At 71.2% G+C, this 15726-nt stretch carries 14 protein-coding genes and 1 pseudogene; 4 read left to right on the top strand and 11 right to left on the bottom strand.

What is annotated here, in order from left to right:
• Positions 1-62: 62 nt before the first annotated feature.
• Positions 63-1310 carry an eCIS core domain-containing protein gene (locus tag RLT59_RS14765; RefSeq protein ID WP_311303821.1) on the bottom strand — a complete coding sequence of 416 codons (1248 nt, stop codon included), beginning with the start codon at positions 1308-1310 and terminating at the stop codon, positions 63-65.
• 366 nt (positions 1311-1676) lie between these two features.
• On the opposite strand from RLT59_RS14765, the gene RLT59_RS14760 reads away from it, so the two are divergent.
• The 3 genes from RLT59_RS14760 to RLT59_RS14750 all read left to right on the top strand — a co-directional run bounded on the left by RLT59_RS14760 (position 1677) and on the right by RLT59_RS14750 (position 5201).
• Positions 1677-2117 (top strand): hypothetical protein, encoded by a 441-nt coding sequence (locus RLT59_RS14760; RefSeq protein ID WP_311303820.1) that lies wholly within the window; start codon positions 1677-1679, stop codon positions 2115-2117.
• Between the two features lie 133 nt (positions 2118-2250).
• A complete protein-coding gene (locus RLT59_RS14755) occupies positions 2251-2934 on the top strand; it encodes an ABC transporter ATP-binding protein (protein ID WP_311303819.1) in 684 nt (227 codons plus the stop codon).
• Complete coding sequence (locus RLT59_RS14750; protein ID WP_311303818.1) at positions 2931-5201, top strand: ABC transporter permease; 2271 nt, start codon at positions 2931-2933, stop codon at positions 5199-5201. The genes RLT59_RS14755 and RLT59_RS14750 overlap by 4 nt, the downstream gene beginning before the upstream one ends.
• 84 nt (positions 5202-5285) lie before the next feature.
• Here RLT59_RS14750 and RLT59_RS14745 read toward each other — a convergent pair whose 3' ends face one another.
• The 7 genes and pseudogenes from RLT59_RS14745 to RLT59_RS14720 form a co-directional block, all read right to left on the bottom strand.
• Positions 5286-5744, bottom strand: a complete 459-nt coding sequence (locus tag RLT59_RS14745) for a VOC family protein (protein WP_311303817.1) — start codon at positions 5742-5744, stop codon at positions 5286-5288.
• A pseudogene (locus tag RLT59_RS39355) lies at positions 5725-5973 on the bottom strand (sortase domain-bontaining protein); the annotation flags it as partial. The gene RLT59_RS14745 and the pseudogene RLT59_RS39355, both read right to left, overlap by 20 nt.
• 15 nt (positions 5974-5988) lie before the next feature.
• Positions 5989-6333, bottom strand: a complete 345-nt coding sequence (locus RLT59_RS14740; protein ID WP_311303816.1) for a hypothetical protein — start codon at positions 6331-6333, stop codon at positions 5989-5991.
• Positions 6334-6503: 170 nt separating this feature from the next.
• Positions 6504-7289, bottom strand: coding sequence for a hypothetical protein (locus RLT59_RS14735; protein WP_311303815.1), 786 nt, complete (start codon positions 7287-7289; stop codon positions 6504-6506).
• A gap of 56 nt (positions 7290-7345) precedes the next feature.
• Complete coding sequence (locus RLT59_RS14730) at positions 7346-8917, bottom strand: FAD-dependent monooxygenase (protein WP_311303814.1); 1572 nt, start codon at positions 8915-8917, stop codon at positions 7346-7348.
• Positions 8918-8982: 65 nt separating this feature from the next.
• Positions 8983-9987 (bottom strand): EamA family transporter RarD, encoded by a 1005-nt coding sequence (rarD, locus tag RLT59_RS14725; RefSeq protein WP_311303813.1) that lies wholly within the window; start codon positions 9985-9987, stop codon positions 8983-8985.
• Positions 9988-10136: 149 nt separating this feature from the next.
• Positions 10137-10997: an SDR family oxidoreductase gene (locus RLT59_RS14720; RefSeq protein WP_311303812.1), complete on the bottom strand. Its 861-nt coding sequence runs from the start codon at positions 10995-10997 to the stop codon at positions 10137-10139.
• A gap of 110 nt (positions 10998-11107) precedes the next feature.
• Between RLT59_RS14720 and RLT59_RS14715 the strand changes: the two genes are divergently transcribed.
• Positions 11108-11494: a winged helix-turn-helix transcriptional regulator gene (locus RLT59_RS14715; RefSeq protein WP_311303811.1), complete on the top strand. Its 387-nt coding sequence runs from the start codon at positions 11108-11110 to the stop codon at positions 11492-11494.
• A 278-nt stretch (positions 11495-11772) separates the two neighbouring features.
• Here the strand turns inward: RLT59_RS14715 and RLT59_RS14710 are convergent, their stop codons facing one another.
• From RLT59_RS14710 to RLT59_RS14700, 3 genes are all read right to left on the bottom strand, one after another.
• Positions 11773-12831 carry a 2-oxoacid:ferredoxin oxidoreductase subunit beta gene (locus RLT59_RS14710; protein WP_311303810.1) on the bottom strand — a complete coding sequence of 353 codons (1059 nt, stop codon included), beginning with the start codon at positions 12829-12831 and terminating at the stop codon, positions 11773-11775.
• Positions 12824-14776: a 2-oxoacid:acceptor oxidoreductase subunit alpha gene (locus RLT59_RS14705; RefSeq protein ID WP_311303809.1), complete on the bottom strand. Its 1953-nt coding sequence runs from the start codon at positions 14774-14776 to the stop codon at positions 12824-12826. Before RLT59_RS14705 ends, RLT59_RS14710 begins: the two co-directional genes overlap by 8 nt.
• A 272-nt stretch (positions 14777-15048) precedes the next feature.
• Positions 15049-15720 (bottom strand): response regulator AbrC3, encoded by a 672-nt coding sequence (locus RLT59_RS14700; RefSeq protein WP_311307727.1) that lies wholly within the window; start codon positions 15718-15720, stop codon positions 15049-15051.
• Positions 15721-15726 lie beyond the last annotated feature (6 nt).

The raw sequence follows: 15726 nt of genomic DNA, 5'->3' as shown, positions 1-15726 counted from the left end.
CGCCCAGGAGCCGCGCAGGATCTCGTAGAGCGAGTGGTCCCAGGAAGGCAGCATCCAGCCCATCACGGCCATCCGGTAGTCGAAGACGTCCACCCCGGGCACGTTGATCCACTGGAAGGTCTTGAGCATCCGGGTCGTGGTCCCGGACATGCCCGCGACGATCGGGATGCCGCGCTCGGCGTTCGCCTTCGGCCAGGCCTCGTTCTGCTGGATCTCCCAGTAGGCGGTGCCCTCGTTCCAGGGCAGCTTGTCGTCCGGGCCGGGCTTGCCGACGAAGTCCAGTTCGCGCCGGCTGAGCGGGGCGCCCCGGTTCTCGTAGCCGCGGGGCGTCTTGCGGTGGTCATCTTGTCGCCCACCTGCCCGGCGCTCGTCTTGTCGTCCTTGAAGAACGACTTGTTGGCGAGCGCGGTGTCCTTGTGCTCCGTGCGGGCGTAGTTGATGAGCAGCTGCTTGAGTCGGTTCACCGTCTTGCGTGCCGCCGCGAGCGCCCTCGGGTGCCCGAAGGAGTACGCGCCGAGCCGCTTCTCGAACTCCTCGGCCGACGCCTGCCAGCCCGTGTTCGCGTAGTACTGCGCGTGGTCGAAGGGCGCCTCGCCGTCGCCGGAGCGCTGGACGGCGATCTCCCCGCCGGTACGGGACGGCGCGGCGGCCGTCCGCTGCACCGGCGCCGCCCCGGTGGGCGCGGGACGGGACAGGACCCGGCGGGCGTTCTCCTCCGCCGCGCGCTCGAAGCGGTCGGAGGGGTCCGAGACCCTGAGCCCCGAGCCGTTGTCGGTGCCCGCCACCGGCCCCTGGCGCTGCTGGATGACATGGGTCAGCTCATGGGCCAGGGTGTGCCGGTCCGCGCCGCCGGCGCCGATGACGACATGGCTGCCGGAGGTGTAGGCGCGCGCGCCGACCTCGGCCGCCGAGCGCTGGGCGCTCGGCCCGGTGTGCAGCCGTACGTCGGAGAAGTCGGCGCCGAGCCGCGCCTCCATCTCCGTACGGACCGGCCCGTCCAGCGGCCGTCCGGCGGCCCGCAGCACGTCCGGCACGGACGAACGCTGCACGGGGGCGAAGTCGTCGTGGCCGCAGGATGCACCGTGCCCGTGGCCCTCGGCCTGCCGCCGTTGCAGCGCCTCGACGGCCGCGGCGTTGCCGGCCGTGCGCTGCAACGCCAGGAGTTCCAGGGCCGCCGGGCCGGCGGCCGGCCCCGCCAGCCCAACGGGCCCGGCGGACAGGGCCCGACCGGCGGTGTCGGCCGTCTGCGCCCCGGCGGGCGCGGTCCGGGCGCGACGGGCAGCGGTGTCCTGCTGGTCCTGTAGACGCATGGTCCGATCATCGGGCACCGCACCCGGGCCGAACAGGCCGTCCGGCCTGCTACCGGACGCAGAACTCGTTGCCCTCCGGGGCACCCCGCGCCCCGGTCCCGTGCACGTCCCCCTGTTGTCCCGCAATCCACTGCGGATGACGACCGTCTCCGGACGGACGGCCTCGTCACCCATTCCGAATAGCCTGAAGGCGGGAGCGAAATGAGTGGTCGAAGTAGTGCGACCAGGAGTGTCCGACATTCCGCCACGGGTACGGCGGCAAACCCATGTGAAGGTGAATTCCCTTGAGTGTTACGGTCTTTGGGCTTGTCGGACCGGGCTGACGAAGACCGGCCCGGCGAGGAGCACACTCAACGGGAGGAAAGCATGAAGCGCACGATAGCGATCGGAGCCCTGACCTGCGCCCTGTTCGCAGGAGGAGTCGGTGTCGCCTTCGCGGGGGCGAGTGGTGGAACGGAAGCCACCGCCTCTTGGCACAAAATCTCCACACGCAAGAGCAGCGGAGTCTCCTTCCATTCGGGCTCGTACAAGTTCGAGCCCAAGGGTGCCAATCGCGGCGCCTTTCATTGGAAGGGCTGGCTGAAGGACACCAACTCCGGTGACGGCCACAACGTCTACGTTCAGGTCCGCGTCGAGGGATACAACTGGGGCCGCTTCAACGGAAAGCAGAAGAAGTCCGTGTGGAAGGACAAGCTGTCGTACGACGGCGCGGCCCTCTACACCAACGACGCCTGGATCAGGGCGTGCCGTGACCGCGGTTCGTTCCATCCGGACAACTGCTCGCCGACGAAGTACTACAAGCGGTAAACCGGGAGACACGCGCCGCCCCGTCCGGTGGTGAAGGGCGGCATCGTTCACCCCTGGTGAGGGTCCCGGTCGGGCAGGCGGCTCCCGCCGCGTGTACCGCCGGGGCCCCGCCGGGTCTACTGGGGAAGACATCATGGATACGACAGACGTGCTGGCGGCACGGGGAGTTGACCTCTCCTACGGCTCCACACCCGCGGTGCGTGACGCGCACCTCTCGGTCGCGCGCGGTCAGGTGACCGCGATCACCGGTGCCAGCGGTTCGGGCAAGTCGTCACTGCTCTACTGCCTCGCCGGGGTGCTTCCGCCCGAGCGTGGCGAGGTCTGGTTCGAGGGCCAACCGTTCAGTGAGCTGGACGACGAGGAGATCAGCTCCCTGCGTCGCGAACGGTTCGGTTTCGTCTTCCAGTACGGTGAGCTGCTGCCGGAGCTGACCGTGGAGGAGAACACCGCGCTCCCCCTGCGACTGGCGGGCCGCCGTAAGGGGCCCGCGCTCAAAACGGCCGTGGAGGTGCTGGACCGGCTCGGTATCGCCGCCCTTCGCGACCGGCGTCCGTCACAGATCTCGGGCGGGCAGAGTCAGCGGGTGGCCGTGGCCCGGGCGCTCGTGCATCAGCCGTCCGTGGTGTTCGCGGACGAGCCCACCGGTTCACTGGACAGCGCCAACGCGAGTGCGGTGCTGCAGGAGTTCCTCTCCCTGGCCCGTTCGCAGAACGCGGCCGTTCTGCTGGTCACCCACGACCCCGGTGTGGCCGCGTTGGCGGATCAGCGCTGGACCATGACCGACGGCATTCTGTCCGCGGCGGGGGGCGGGGCGTGAGGGAGTTCCTTCTGGGGCTGCGTCTGCTGACGGGCTCGGGGCGTGGTGTCCGGGCCCGCTTCTGGCTTATGACGCTGGGCAGTTCGCTCGGGGTGTGCTGCCTCGCGCTCGTCCTGACGATCCCGGCCATCCTCGACGCCCGCGACGGCCGTGCCGCCGACCGGAGCCCGGTCGTCCACTCCGGCAAGCCGGCCTCCGGCCGCACTCTCGTTCTGGAGCGGACAGACCCGCACGGATCGCGCCCGTTCAGCCGGGTATTCATCGCGCGCGGCAGCCGGGACACTCCCGGACCGCCCCCTGGAATCAGCGAACTTCCTTCTCCTGGTGAGGTGTTCGTCTCTCCGGCGCTGCGAGATCAGCTGCGCCGCGAGCCGGGTCTGAAGGGACTGCTCCCGGGGACTGTGAAGGGTGTCATCGCCCCGTCCGGTCTCACCGACCCCACCGAGTTGTACGCCTATGTCGGGGTCGACCGGGCCGGCCTCACCGATCCCAATGCCACCCGCGCCCTGAGAAGCTGGGGCAAGGGCTATTCCCCGAACCCCGCCGTCGATCCCTCCACCCTCGACATCCTGCGCTTCACCTTGGCCACTCTGGTGCTCTTGCCGCTGGGCGTCTACCTCTCGGTCTGCGCCAGGCTGTCGGCCGCCAGCCGCAACCGCCGACTTGCCGCGCTGCGGTTGCTGGGGCTGAGCGCGAAGGGAACTCAGCGGGTCAACGCCGCCGAGACCGTGGTGGCCGCGCTGCTCGGCGCGGTGCTGGGCATCGCCGAGTACTGGCTGCTCAACCAGATCATGGCCCGTACCGGGCTGCCGGGCCTCAAGTGGTACTCCGGGGACGGCGCTCCGACCCCGGGCACGCTCGCGCTGTGCCTGCTCGGCTGCCCCGCACTCGCCTGGTTCGTCGGCCGTGCCAGCGCCCGTGCCGCCGCAGCCGACCCACTGAGCACGCGCCGCACGGCCGTGCCCCGCACCCCCAGGATCTGGGGTGGCCTCGTCCTGGTCACCGGTCTCGGCATCGTCACCGGGTACAGCCTGACGGGTATGACCTCGCGCCCTGCGGACAGCTCCGGCCTCAACGCCCTTCTCGTGCCCCTCGGGGTGCTCATGACCGGCCTCGGCCTGGTCCTGGCGATGCCGCTCCTCTCGTATCTGCTGGCCCGCCGCCTCGCCGGCGTCCGGTCGCTGGCGCTCAGCCTCGCCATGCGCCGCAACGAGGTCGAGCCGGGCAGCGCGATGCGTGTCGTCAGCGGACTCGTCCTGCTCGTCTTCTCCGCGTCCCTCGCTCAGGGAGTCCTGGTCGAGGAGTCCCAGATCACCCGGTCCTCCTCACCGGTACAGGAGTACGGGGTCCCGCTGGCCGGACTCAGCGCGCAACAGCGCGCGGAACTGGTCGCCATTCCCCAGCTGCGCGCCCACGCCCTCATCATGGAGCCTCCCTTCGACCAGGACGCGGCGGGCCCGCGCATTCCGGCCCGTGCCCTGGTCGCCACCTGTGCCCAGTTGGAGCGGATCGTGCGGCATGCGGAGGGATGCGTCGAGGGCAAGGTACTCCGGCTGACCGACCCAGAGGTGACGACGGAGCCCGTGGCGCCCTCCACGATCCGGCTGCGGCAGGGCGATCGACAGGTGTCGTTGCGGATCGAGGTGCCCTCGCAAGGGGTGCTGTTCTCCGGGTACGACGTCACGTCCGTGGACACACCGGTGCTCTATCCGCCGTCCAAGCTGCCGCCCGGCGCCGTTCCGGTCACCGGCACGCTGGTACTCGTCAGCGCGTCAACCCCGGGTACGGTCCGGGCGGTGCTGGACCGGATCGGAGCCATCGCCCCCACGGCGGATGTCGATCCGGTCGGGGTCAACGTCGACGGACTCCAGCAGATCCGTGTCATCGAGACTCTGCTCGCCCTGGGCATGGTGATGGGGCTGATCGTCGGGGTGGCGGCGTTCCTGGTGTCCGCGACCGACCGCGCCGTGGAGCGGCGGCCTCAGGTGACTGCTCTCGCCCTGATCGGCGCCCGGCCGCGCTTTCTGCGCCTGGTGCAGTGCGCACAGGTGGTGCTGCCCCTGCTGGTGGGGCTGGTGCTGGCCCTGGCCACCGGCAAGCTTGCCGAGACCGCGTACCTGGTGACCGGGGGCGGCGAGGTGTTCTGGGACGGAGCCGGTGTGCCACTGCTCGTGACGGCGAGCATCACCGTCCTCCTGTTCACCGTGGGCGGCACCCTCCCCCTGGTGGGCCGCAGGATCGACCCGGAACTGATCCGACGCGACTGAGCGGACAGGGGCCCGGCGCGGGCGGGGCGCGACCGCCGTCGGAACCGCCCGGCGACGCAACCCTGCCCAGAGCCCCTCGGCCTGCTACTGGACGCAGAACTCGTTGCCCTCCGGGTCACTCAGGACTGTCCACGTGCCGCCCGGCTCCTCGACCTTGCGGAGCACCTTCGCGCCCAGCGCCTCCAGCCGGGCCACCTCCGCGTCGCGGCGGTCCGGGCCCGCGTGGAGGTCCAGGTGGAGGCGGTTCTTCACCGTCTTCGGCTCCGGGACGCGCTGGAACAGCAGCCGGCGCCCGTGCCCCGTGCCGCTGTCCTCGTCGTACGGGTCATCCGGGTGCCGGACCGCCGCGAGGTCGAGCCAGGCGCGCCGGCCGTGGGCCGTCGTCGTGAGCGACTCCGGTACGGCATTGAGCCCCAGGAGGCGTTCGACCAAGGGGCTGTTGTCCTCGATCTCGTAGCCGAGGGCCTCGGACCAGAAGCCGGCCTGGGCGTGCGGGTCGGCGGCGTCGATGACGACTTTCCACTCAAGAGTCATGGGAGACATTCTTCCCCGAAAGGGTGGATTCCGGTGGCTGAACCGAGACCAGGCGCGCGAACGCCACCACGTTGGACTGATAGCCGCCCGCCGTCGGGTCGTAGGCGCCGCCGCACGTGAGCAGGCGCAGCTCGGCGTCCCGCGACGGACCGTAGACGCGGGCGCTCGGGAAGTCGCGCTTCTCGAACTCCTCGACCGCGTAGATCCGGAAGGCCGCGGTGGTGCGGTCCGCCCGGCGTACGTCGACGCGCGCTCAACCGCGTCGGCGCCTTTCCGTGCGGAGCCCGGCGAGCGCGGCGGCCGTCATCGCCAGCAGACCCGCCGCTCCGGCCGCCAGGCCCGTACCGGACAGGCCGTCGGAGCCGGTGGCGGTCAGGGCGCTGGAGCCGCCGCCCGCGCCGACCGGGCCGCTGGGCATGGGGCCGTTGCCGTGCCCGCCCCCGTGGCCGGGCGGGGTCGGCTTCGGGTGGTGGGGGTGCGAGGGCGACGGACTCAGTTCGACGCCGGCCGCCGTGATCCGGGTGGCGGCCGTCGCGGTCACTCCCGTGGGCAGCGGGCCCTCGACGCCCGCGACGGCGACGGTCAGTTCGGTCGTCACGTCGAGCCGGCCCGTCGGCGCGCCCTCCGCCGCGGCCAGGGGGAACGCCGCTCCGGCCTTGCCGCCCGGCTCCAGCGTGCCGCCCGCGCGGAGGTTGGTCCGCAGCTCGCCGGTGAGCGTCGCGTCCGTCTCCTGGGTCAGGGGGACCGCGGAGCCCTCGGAGACGACGGTCAGCTGGCCGGCCCGCAGGTCCCTTGAGCTTCAGGCGGGTGCCGACGCCCGGGTACTCGGGCCCGTCCGCCGGGCGGGGGCCGTCGTCCGCCTCGATCGCCTCGGGCACGGTGAGCGCCGCCGAGCCGGCCGATGTTGGCGATCACGCCGTACGCCCCCTCGCACGCCTCGACGAAGTGCGACAGCGGGGCGTCGCCGCCCGCCGGGATTCCGGCCACCGCACGCGAGGTGCGCATCACGGAGCCGGCGGTGAGGTGGTACTTCTGCCAGGTGTCCGGCTTCAGCGCCTCGCCCCGCGCGTCCGTGTTGGCGCCGGGCTCGAACGACAGGGTGGTGAAGCCGCCGCAGGAGGCGGGGAGTTGGAGATTGGCGCCGATGTCGGTGACGCCGGAGCCCTCGGTGGCGGTGTACGCCCAGTACGAGAGGCCCGCGTCCAGCAGCGGCTTCAGGGGCAGCGGCGTCCACGTCTCGTTGAAGTAGTGGGCGGCCTGGGCCTGCTGGCCGGCGCCGATGGCCAGGTGCGGGCTGCCGTTGAGATGGACCGGGTCGGGCTTCGGGGCGACCTCGTGGACGCCGGGGTCCCGCTCGGGCGTCGTCTCCTGAAGCCGGAACCAGGGACCCGCCGGGCCGAGGCCCGACGGGTCCCTGGTCCGCGTGGTGTCATCGGCGCCCGAGGCGGGGGCTAACCCGCAGGCGAGGACCGAGAGGGCGGACAGTGCGGCGGTGGCGGTCGCGGTGCGCAGGAGCGTGCGGGACGGTCCGGACGCGCGCAGGGGTGGGGTCATAAATGTGAGGAAAGTATAAACAGTGCGCTATCGCCGTATTGCCCGGAGTGACGCACTCAAGCTCGCTCCAATGCCGCACCGTTCGGAGCTGTCGCCCCGTTCAGAAAGGCGCCGACCGCGCCCGCCTCCCCGGCCGGGGCGATCAGGCCCATGTGGTTGTCCGGCCGCACCAGGACCAGCAGGTCCTCGTCCGGCCCGACGCCGTAGGCCGCGCGGGCGTGGCCCCCGTCGTCGGCCAGACCTCCGGCGCCGCCCGCGTCCACTCCGTACGCCCGCAGTTCGCCGGCGTGCGCCGCGGCCGCCTCGCGCAGGGCCGGGGCCGTGCCCGTACCGAATCCGAGCAGGGTGAAGTGCGGTCCGGCGAAGACCTCGAACAGCCGGCGCGGGGCTCCGGTTGCGGCGTCCCGGCAGGGCGCGTCCGGGGCCCGGTCGCCCGCCCGCAGCCGGGGTGTGGCGCCGGGGGACGCGGCCAGGGAACTCCAGCGGTAGCCGCTGCCCAGGCCGTCGGTCCCCGGGCCCACCGCCGAGTCGAGCCCGCCGCCGGGCCTCTTGATCGCCTCCAGCGTGGCCCGCAGCCGCTCCGCGCTGATGTCCAGGACCTCGGCGGCGACCGGCAGCCGCTCCTCCTCGTAGGTGTCGAGCAGCGCGGGGCCCGCCTGTCCGGAGGCGACCCGGGCGAGCTTCCAGCCGAGGTTGTACGCGTCCTGGATGCCGGTGTTCATGCCCAGCCCGCCCGCGATGGAGTGCACATGCGCGGCGTCCCCGGCGAGGAGGACCCGGCCGGCCCGGTAGCGCTCGGCCATGCGCTCGTTGACCCGGTACGTCGAGAGCAGGGTGGCCGCCGTCAGCAGGTCGCCCGGCAGGCCCGTGTGCTTCGCGAACAGGCGGCGGAAACTCTCCAGCGACGGCGGTACGGGAGCGCCCGAGGCGTCCGTCTCGGGACCGGCCTGGAACCACCAGCCCGACCGGGTGCCGGGGATCGGGCAGAGCATCACGGCCCCGTCCTCGTCGAACCACTGGTGCCACAGCCCGCGGTCCGGGCCCTGTGCCTCGACATCGCCGCAGACCATCATCTGTGCCTCGTCCGTCTTCCCCTCGAACGGGATGCCGAGCAGTTTGCGGACCGCGCTGTGGCCGCCGTCGCAGCCGACCGCGTACCGCGCCTCGATCTCCCCGCCGCCCGCGAGCGCGGCGGTCACCGAGCTCCCGTCCTGGGCCAGCCCCACGAGCTCCGTGCCGAGTTCGACCCGGACGCCGAACTCCGCGAGCCGGGCCCGCAGCACCTCCTCCAGGCGCCACTGGGCGACGAGCCGGGGGCGGTCGTGCGGCGCGTCCGGGGCCGGGCGCGCCTCGGCGTACGGGTCGGCGTCGGCGATGGCCACCCCGCCCCGGTACTTGCGCATCGGCAGCGGCGCGGACCCGGCGGCCAGCACCTCGTCGATCACCCCGAGGTCCTCCAGGACCTCCAGGGAGCGCGGGTTGGGGCCCTTGGCCCGCGAGGTGCGCGGGAAGTCCGGGGCCTTGTCGATGATCCGTACGTCGACGGCCCGCCGGGCGAGATCGACGGCCAGGGTCAGCCCGGTCGGGCCGGAGCCGACGATCAGCACGGTGGTCGGGGATGTGCGCATGCGGACGTACTCCTCGGTCGTGGTTTCCGTGAGACCAGGAAAACGCAACCGAGTTAAAAAAGCAACTAGGTTGTACTGGTGGAGGGTGTGAGTGTCCCGGCCTCCTGCGGCCCTTCCGTCTCCGCCGGTCCCGCCGGGGCGGCCGTCGCCGTGGCGGCCGGCCGGGCGGCCTCCGCCTCGGCCCTCGTGCGCCGGGAGGTCCGCAGCGCGTCCCAGGTCAGCAGTGCCAGCGCCAGCCAGACCAGACCGAATCCGGCCCACCGCTCCGGCGGCATCGACTCGTGGAAGTACACGATCCCCAGCAGGAACTGGAAGACCGGGGCCAGATACTGGAGCAGCCCGAGCGTGGACAGCGGTACGCGGATCGCGGCCGCCCCGAACAGGATCAGCGGCACCGCCGTCACCAGCCCCGTCGCGGCGAGCAGCGCCGCGTGTCCGGCGCCGCCGGAGACGAAGGTCGCCTCGCCCCGGGCGCCCAGCCACAGCAGATAGCCGAGCGCGGGCACGAAGAGCACCGCGCTCTCGGCGGTCAGCGACTCCAGGCCGCCCATGTTGACCTTCTTCTTGACCAGGCCGTAGGTCGCGAAGGAGAACGCCAGCACCAGGGAGATCCAGGGCGGCTGCCCGTAGCCGATCGCCAGCACGAGGACCGCCGCGACGCCGGTGCCGACCGCCACCCACTGGGCGGGGCGCAGCCGTTCGCCCAGGAGCAGAACGCCCATGGCGATGGTGACCAGCGGGTTGATGAAGTAGCCGAGGGATGCCTCGACCACATGGCCGTTGTTCACGGACCAGATGTACAGGCCCCAGTTGACCGTGATCACGGCCGCCGCCACCGAGATCAGCCCCAGCTTCCGGGGCTGCCGCAGCAGCGTGCCGATCCAGGACCAGCGGCGCAGGACAAGCAGGGCGAGCGTGACGACGCCGAGCGACCAGACCATGCGGTGGGCCAGGATCTCGATGGCACCGGCCGGCTTCAGCAGCGGCCAGAAGAGCGGGACGATCCCCCACAGGCCGTAGGCGCCGAATCCGGACAGGAGTCCGGCCCGCTGCTCGTTCTTCCCCTTCACGGGCCCCTCCTGACAGGTGTGCGTCAACGGCTCCGCCGACCGGACGACCGTAACGCCGAAAGAGCCCGGTGTCATAGCCGTATCGCCAGACGGTCATGACACCGGGCCCGGGGCTCGCCGCCGAGCGGGGCTTACGGGGCTACTGGGGCCTACTGGGCGGCGACCGCGGCCGCCACGGTCTGTGCGAGCGGGGTCGTCGGGCGGCCGATCAGGGCGGCCAGCTCGCCGCTGGTGCCGGCCAGCCGGCCGCGCCGGACGGCCTCGTTCACGTCGACCAGGATCGCCGCGAAGCCCTCGGGCACACCCGCGCCGACCAGGATGTCCTGGTGTACGGCGGCCGGGACGTCGTTGTGGACGATCTCCTTGCCGGAGGCCTTGGCCACCTCCGCCGCGTACTCCGCGAGCGACCAGGCGACGTCGCCGCTCAGCTCGTACGCCTCGCCGAGGTGGCCCTCGCCGGTCAGGACGGCGGCTGCCGCGGCCGCGTAGTCGGCGCGGGTGGCGGAGGCGATCCTGCCGTCGCCCGCGTTGCCGACGACGGCACCGTGGGCGAGGACCGGGGCGAGGTTCTCGGTGTAGTTCTCCGTGTACCAGCCGTTGCGCAGGAAGGTGTACGGCAGGCCGGAGTCGAGGATCAGCTGCTCGGTCGCCTTGTGCTCGTCGGCCAGCGTGAAGTCCGCGTCGGGACCGCCGAGGATGCCGGTGTACGCGAGCTGCGCCACGCCCGCCTCCTTGGCCGCGTCGATGACGGCCGTGTGCTGGGCGACCCGGGCGCCGACCGCGTTGCCGGAGATGAGCAGCACCCGGTCGCCGGAGGCGAAGACGCCGGTCAGCGTCTCGGGGCGGTCGTAGTCGGCGATCCGCAGCTCGACCCCGCGGGCGGCGAGGGCGGCGCCCTTCTCCTTGTCGCGGACGACGGCGACGACGTCGCTCGCGGGGACGGTGGTCAGCAGCTGCTCGACGACGAGGCGGCCGAGTGCTCCGGTGGCTCCGGTGACGACGATGCTCATGGGGTTTTTCTCCTCTTTGGGTGCTCATGTTTCTGTTCGTGCGTTCTGATACTCACCCTAGGGGCGGCGCTAACCAAAAGAAAGTACCCACTTTGAGGTAAGGTACGGGCATGAGCGTAAGTGGCGTGGAGTCCCTGCCGGACGTACGGGAGCCGATGTGCCCCTCCCGGCTGGTGCTGGAGCATGTGACCAGCCGCTGGGGCGTTCTGGTGCTCGCCGCCCTGCTGGAGCGCCCGTACCGCTTCAGCGAGCTGCGCCGTGAGGTCGGCGGGGTCAGCGAGAAGATGCTGACGCAGACCCTGCGGACCCTGGAGCGCGACGGATTCGTGGACCGCGACGCCAAGCCGGTGATCCCGCCCCGGGTGGACTACGCGCTCACCCCGCTGGGCCGCGAGGCCGCCGAGCAGGTCTGGGCGCTGGCGCGCTGGTCGGAGCGGAGCCTGGACGCGGTGGGCGCGGCGCGGGCGGCGTACGACGCGCGCAAGCGGGAGGCCTAGGGTCTGTCTTCAAACTGCCGTCGTTGCCCGAAGGGCGGCCGGGCGGCGTCAGGTGCTTCCCCAAGCTCTCGGCTTCGTTCGAGCAGGGGAGACCCCATTTCTCGGCGTGCCGGCCCCAGGCCCCTGTACTGGACGTACTGGGGCCTGGGGCCGGTGCGGCGAGAGTGCGTGCATGGCGTCGCCCGGCAGACGGCAGTTTGAAGACAGGCCCTAGAAAGCGATGCGCCGGCCCCCGCCCCTGCGGGCGGGAGCCGGCGCATCGGGGCGGCCGGCCGGCGTCAGCCGACGACCGTCCAGTTGTCGTTGCCCGCGAGCAGGGCGCCGAGGTCGCCCTTGCCCTGCTGCTCGATGGCGGTGTCGAGCTGATCGGCCATCAGCGTGTCGTACACCGGCCGCTCCACGCTGCGCAGCACCCCGATCGGGGTGTGGTGCAGCGTGTCCGGGTCGGCGAGTCTCGACAGGGCGAACGCCGTGGTCGGGCTCGGGGCGTGCGCGTCGTGGACGAGGATCCGTGACTTGTTCTCCTCGGTGACCGCGACGACCTGGAGATCGCCCGTCAGCGAGTCCCGCACGACCCCCTTCGCGCCGTCCGCGCCGAAGACGATCGGCTGCCCGTGCTCCAGCCGGATCACCGCCTCCTGGGCCTGGTCCTTGTCCTTCAGGACCTCGAACGCGCCGTCGTTGAAGATGTTGCAGTTCTGGTAGATCTCCACCAGTGCCGTGCCGGGGTGGTCGGCCGCCGCCCGCAGCACGCTCGTGAGGTGCTTGCGGTCGGAGTCGACCGTGCGTGCCACGAAGGACGCCTCCGCGCCGATCGCCAGTGACACCGGGTTGAAGGGCGCGTCCAGCGAGCCCATCGGCGTCGACTTGGTGATCTTCCCGACCTCGGAGGTGGGGGAGTACTGGCCCTTGGTCAGCCCGTAGATCCGGTTGTTGAAGAGCAGGATCTTCAGGTTCACATTGCGGCGCAGCGCGTGGATGAGGTGGTTGCCGCCGATGGACAGGGCGTCGCCGTCGCCGGTGACGACCCAGACGGACAGATCGCGCCGCGAGGTGGCGAGACCGGTCGCGATCGACGGGGCGCGGCCGTGGATCGAGTGCATCCCGTAGGTGTTCATGTAGTACGGGAAACGGGAGGAGCACCCGATGCCGGAGACGAAGACGATGTTCTCCTTCGCCAGCCCCAGCTCGGGCATGAAGCCCTGCACGGCGGCGAGGACCGCGTAGTCGCCGCAGCCGGGACACCAGCGCACTTCCTGGTCGGACTTGAAGTCCTTCATGGACTGCTTGGCCTCTGACTTCGGCACCAGCTGCAGGAGCTCGTTGGTCTCAGGCATCGATGGCCTCCTCGAGGGCCGTCGCAAGCTGCTCGGCCTTGAACGGCATGCCGTTGACCTGGTTGTAACTGTGCGCGTCCACCAGGTACTTGGCCCGGATGAGGGTGGCCAGCTGTCCCAGGTTCATCTCCGGGACGACCACCTTGTCGTAACGCCTCAGCACCTCGCCGAGATTCCGCGGGAACGGATTGAGGTGGCGCAGATGTGCCTGCGCGATGGGCTCTCCGGCCGCGCGCAGCCGCCGGACGGCGGCGGTGATGGGGCCGTATGTGGAGCCCCAGCCAAGGACCAGTGTCCGGGCCTGAGTGGGGTCGTCGACCTCCACGTCCGGGACCTCGATGCCGTCGATCTTGGCCTGCCGGGTGCGGACCATGAAGTCGTGGTTGGCGGGGTCGTACGAGATGTTGCCCGAGCCGTCCTGCTTCTCGATGCCGCCGATGCGGTGTTCGAGCCCCGGGGTGCCGGGGACCGCCCAGGGCCGGGCCAGGGTCTGCGGGTCGCGCTTGTAGGGCCAGAAGACCTCGGTGCCGTCGGCCAGTTCGTGGTTGGGGCCGTGGGCGAACTGGACGCGCAGGTCCGGAAGCCCGTCGACCTCGGGGATGCGCCAGGGCTCGGAGCCGTTGGCGAGGTACCCGTCGGAGAGCAGGAAGACCGGGGTGCGGTAGGTCAGGGCGATCCGGGCGGCGTCGAGCGCCGCGTCGAAGCAGTCCGCCGGCGTCCTGGGGGCGATGATCGGGACCGGGGCCTCGCCGTTGCGCCCGTACATCGCCTGGAGCAGGTCGGCCTGCTCCGTCTTGGTGGGCAGCCCGGTGGAGGGGCCGCCGCGCTGGATGTCGATGATCAGCAGCGGCAGTTCCAGGGAGACGGCGAGCCCGATGGTCTCCGACTTCAGCGCCACCCCGGGGCCCGAGGTGGTCGTCACCCCGAGCGCACCGCCGAACGCGGCACCCAGCGCGGCGCCGATGCCCGCGATCTCGTCCTCGGCCTGGAAGGTGCGCACGCCGAAGTTCTTGTGCTTCGACAGCTCGTGCAGGATGTCGGAGGCCGGGGTGATGGGGTACGAGCCCAGGTAGACCGGCAGGTCCGCCTGCCGGCCCGCGGCGATCAGCCCGTAGGACAGCGCGAGGTTCCCCGAGATGTTGCGGTACGTACCGGTGGGGAAGGCCTGGGTGGCCGGGGCCACCTCGTAACTGACCGCGAAGTCCTCCGTGGTCTCGCCGAAGTTCCACCCCGCCCGGAACGCCGTCACGTTCGCCTCGGCGATCTGCGGCTTCTTCGCGAACTTGGCCCGCAGGAAGGTCTCGGTGCCCTCCGTGGGCCGGTGGTACATCCAGGAGAGCAGCCCGAGCGCGAACATGTTCTTGGAGCGCTCGGCCTCCTTGCGGGGGAGCCCGAAGTCCTTCAGCGCCTCGATGGTGAGGGTGGTCAGCGGCACCGGGTGGACGTTGTACGCCTCCAGGGAGCCGTCCTCCAGCGGACTTGTCTGATATCCGACCTTGGCCATCGGGCGTTTCGTGAACTCGTCGGTGTTCACGATGATTTCCGCGCCGCGCGGCACATCCGCGATATTGGCCTTCAGCGCGGCCGGATTCATCGCGACCAGCACATTGGGCGCGTCGCCCGGAGTCAGGATGTCGTGGTCCGCGAAATGCAGCTGGAACGACGAAACTCCAGGCAGGGTGCCCGCGGGGGCCCGGATCTCGGCGGGGAAGTTCGGCAGGGTGGAGAGGTCGTTCCCGAAGGAAGCGGTCTCCGAGGTGAACCGGTCACCCGTGAGCTGCATACCGTCACCGGAGTCACCCGCGAAACGGATGATCACCCGGTCCAGACGGCGGATCTCTTTGTCACCGTTGTCTGTTGCGGACTGGGGGGCACGCTGTCCCCCTACGAGCGCCTCACTGGCCTCATCGGCCTGTTCGGCGGGGCTACTGACCTGGCTGGTCACTTACTGGACCTCCCTCGGCGCGGTGGCTCGGAACCATCCGGCCCGCCGGCGGTCCCAGGCTCCACCCTACGTCTGTAAGGGTCGCCTTCCTCTGGCGGATCATAAGTTGGACGGCATTTTGAGACGCCTGTCCGGCGCCGTCCCGCCATGATTCATCAGCCACCCGGATCCTCGTCGGACCCTCACTGGAGAGTGTGTGGAGCGAGTCGCGCGCGGGGCGGCCCCGGCGGCCGGACATGGCGTCAGGACCGCCGGGAATTCAGCGGGAAGCGTCAGGAATTCAGATACGTCAGCACGGCCAGCACCCGCCGGTGGTCGCCGTCACTGGGGGACAGCCCGAGTTTCTGGAAGATGTTGCTGACGTGCTTTTCCACCGCGCCATCGCTCACGACCAGCTGTTTCGCCACCGCGGAGTTGGTCCGCCCCTCCGCCATCAGGCCGAGGACCTCGCGCTCACGGGGCGTCAGCCCGGCCAGCACGTCCTGCTTACGGCTCCGGCCCAGCAGCTGCGCGACGACCTCCGGGTCCAGCGCCGTACCGCCCTGCGCCACCCGGACCACCGCGTCCACGAACTCCCGCACCTCGGCGACCCGGTCCTTCAGCAGATACCCCACGCCCCGGCTGGATCCGGCCAGCAACTCGGTGGCGTACTGCTCCTCCACATACTGCGAAAGGACCAGTACCCCTAGGCCCGGGTACTCCTTTCGGAGCCGTACCGCTGCCCGCACGCCCTCGTCCGTGTGGGTCGGCGGCATCCGCACGTCCGCGACCACCACATCCGGCAGTGCGTCCTGCCCGGCGAGGTCGCCCACCGTCTTGATCAGCGCCTCGGCGTCCCCGACCCCCGCCACGACGTCATGACCGAGATCGGTCAGCAGCCGGGTGAGCCCCTCCCGGAGCAGTACCGAATCCTCGGCGATGACTACCCGCACCCTGTCCTCCATCACGAC

This window comes from Streptomyces sp. ITFR-6, from assembly GCF_031844725.1.
Lineage (GTDB): Bacteria > Actinomycetota > Actinomycetes > Streptomycetales > Streptomycetaceae > Streptomyces.
The sequence above is the reverse complement of the archived record's forward strand: the minus strand, read 5'-3'. Positions and strand labels throughout refer to the sequence as shown.

What these genes read in the sequence shown, in the direction of transcription:
- RLT59_RS14765 (WP_311303821.1), bottom strand. Translation starts at nt 1,310, where the DNA reads ATGCGTCTACAGGACCAGCAGGACACCGCTGCCCGTCGCGCCCGGACC.
- RLT59_RS14760 (WP_311303820.1), top strand. Translation starts at nt 1,677, where the DNA reads ATGAAGCGCACGATAGCGATCGGAGCCCTGACCTGCGCCCTGTTCGCA.
- RLT59_RS14755 (WP_311303819.1), top strand. Translation starts at nt 2,251, where the DNA reads ATGGATACGACAGACGTGCTGGCGGCACGGGGAGTTGACCTCTCCTAC.
- RLT59_RS14745 (WP_311303817.1), bottom strand. Translation starts at nt 5,744, where the DNA reads ATGTCTCCCATGACTCTTGAGTGGAAAGTCGTCATCGACGCCGCCGAC.
- RLT59_RS14735 (WP_311303815.1), bottom strand. Translation starts at nt 7,289, where the DNA reads ATGACCCCACCCCTGCGCGCGTCCGGACCGTCCCGCACGCTCCTGCGC.
- RLT59_RS14730 (WP_311303814.1), bottom strand. Translation starts at nt 8,917, where the DNA reads ATGCGCACATCCCCGACCACCGTGCTGATCGTCGGCTCCGGCCCGACC.
- RLT59_RS14720 (WP_311303812.1), bottom strand. Translation starts at nt 10,997, where the DNA reads ATGAGCATCGTCGTCACCGGAGCCACCGGAGCACTCGGCCGCCTCGTC.
- RLT59_RS14715 (WP_311303811.1), top strand. Translation starts at nt 11,108, where the DNA reads ATGAGCGTAAGTGGCGTGGAGTCCCTGCCGGACGTACGGGAGCCGATG.
- RLT59_RS14710 (WP_311303810.1), bottom strand. Translation starts at nt 12,831, where the DNA reads ATGCCTGAGACCAACGAGCTCCTGCAGCTGGTGCCGAAGTCAGAGGCC.
- RLT59_RS14700 (WP_311307727.1), bottom strand. Translation starts at nt 15,720, where the DNA reads ATGGAGGACAGGGTGCGGGTAGTCATCGCCGAGGATTCGGTACTGCTC.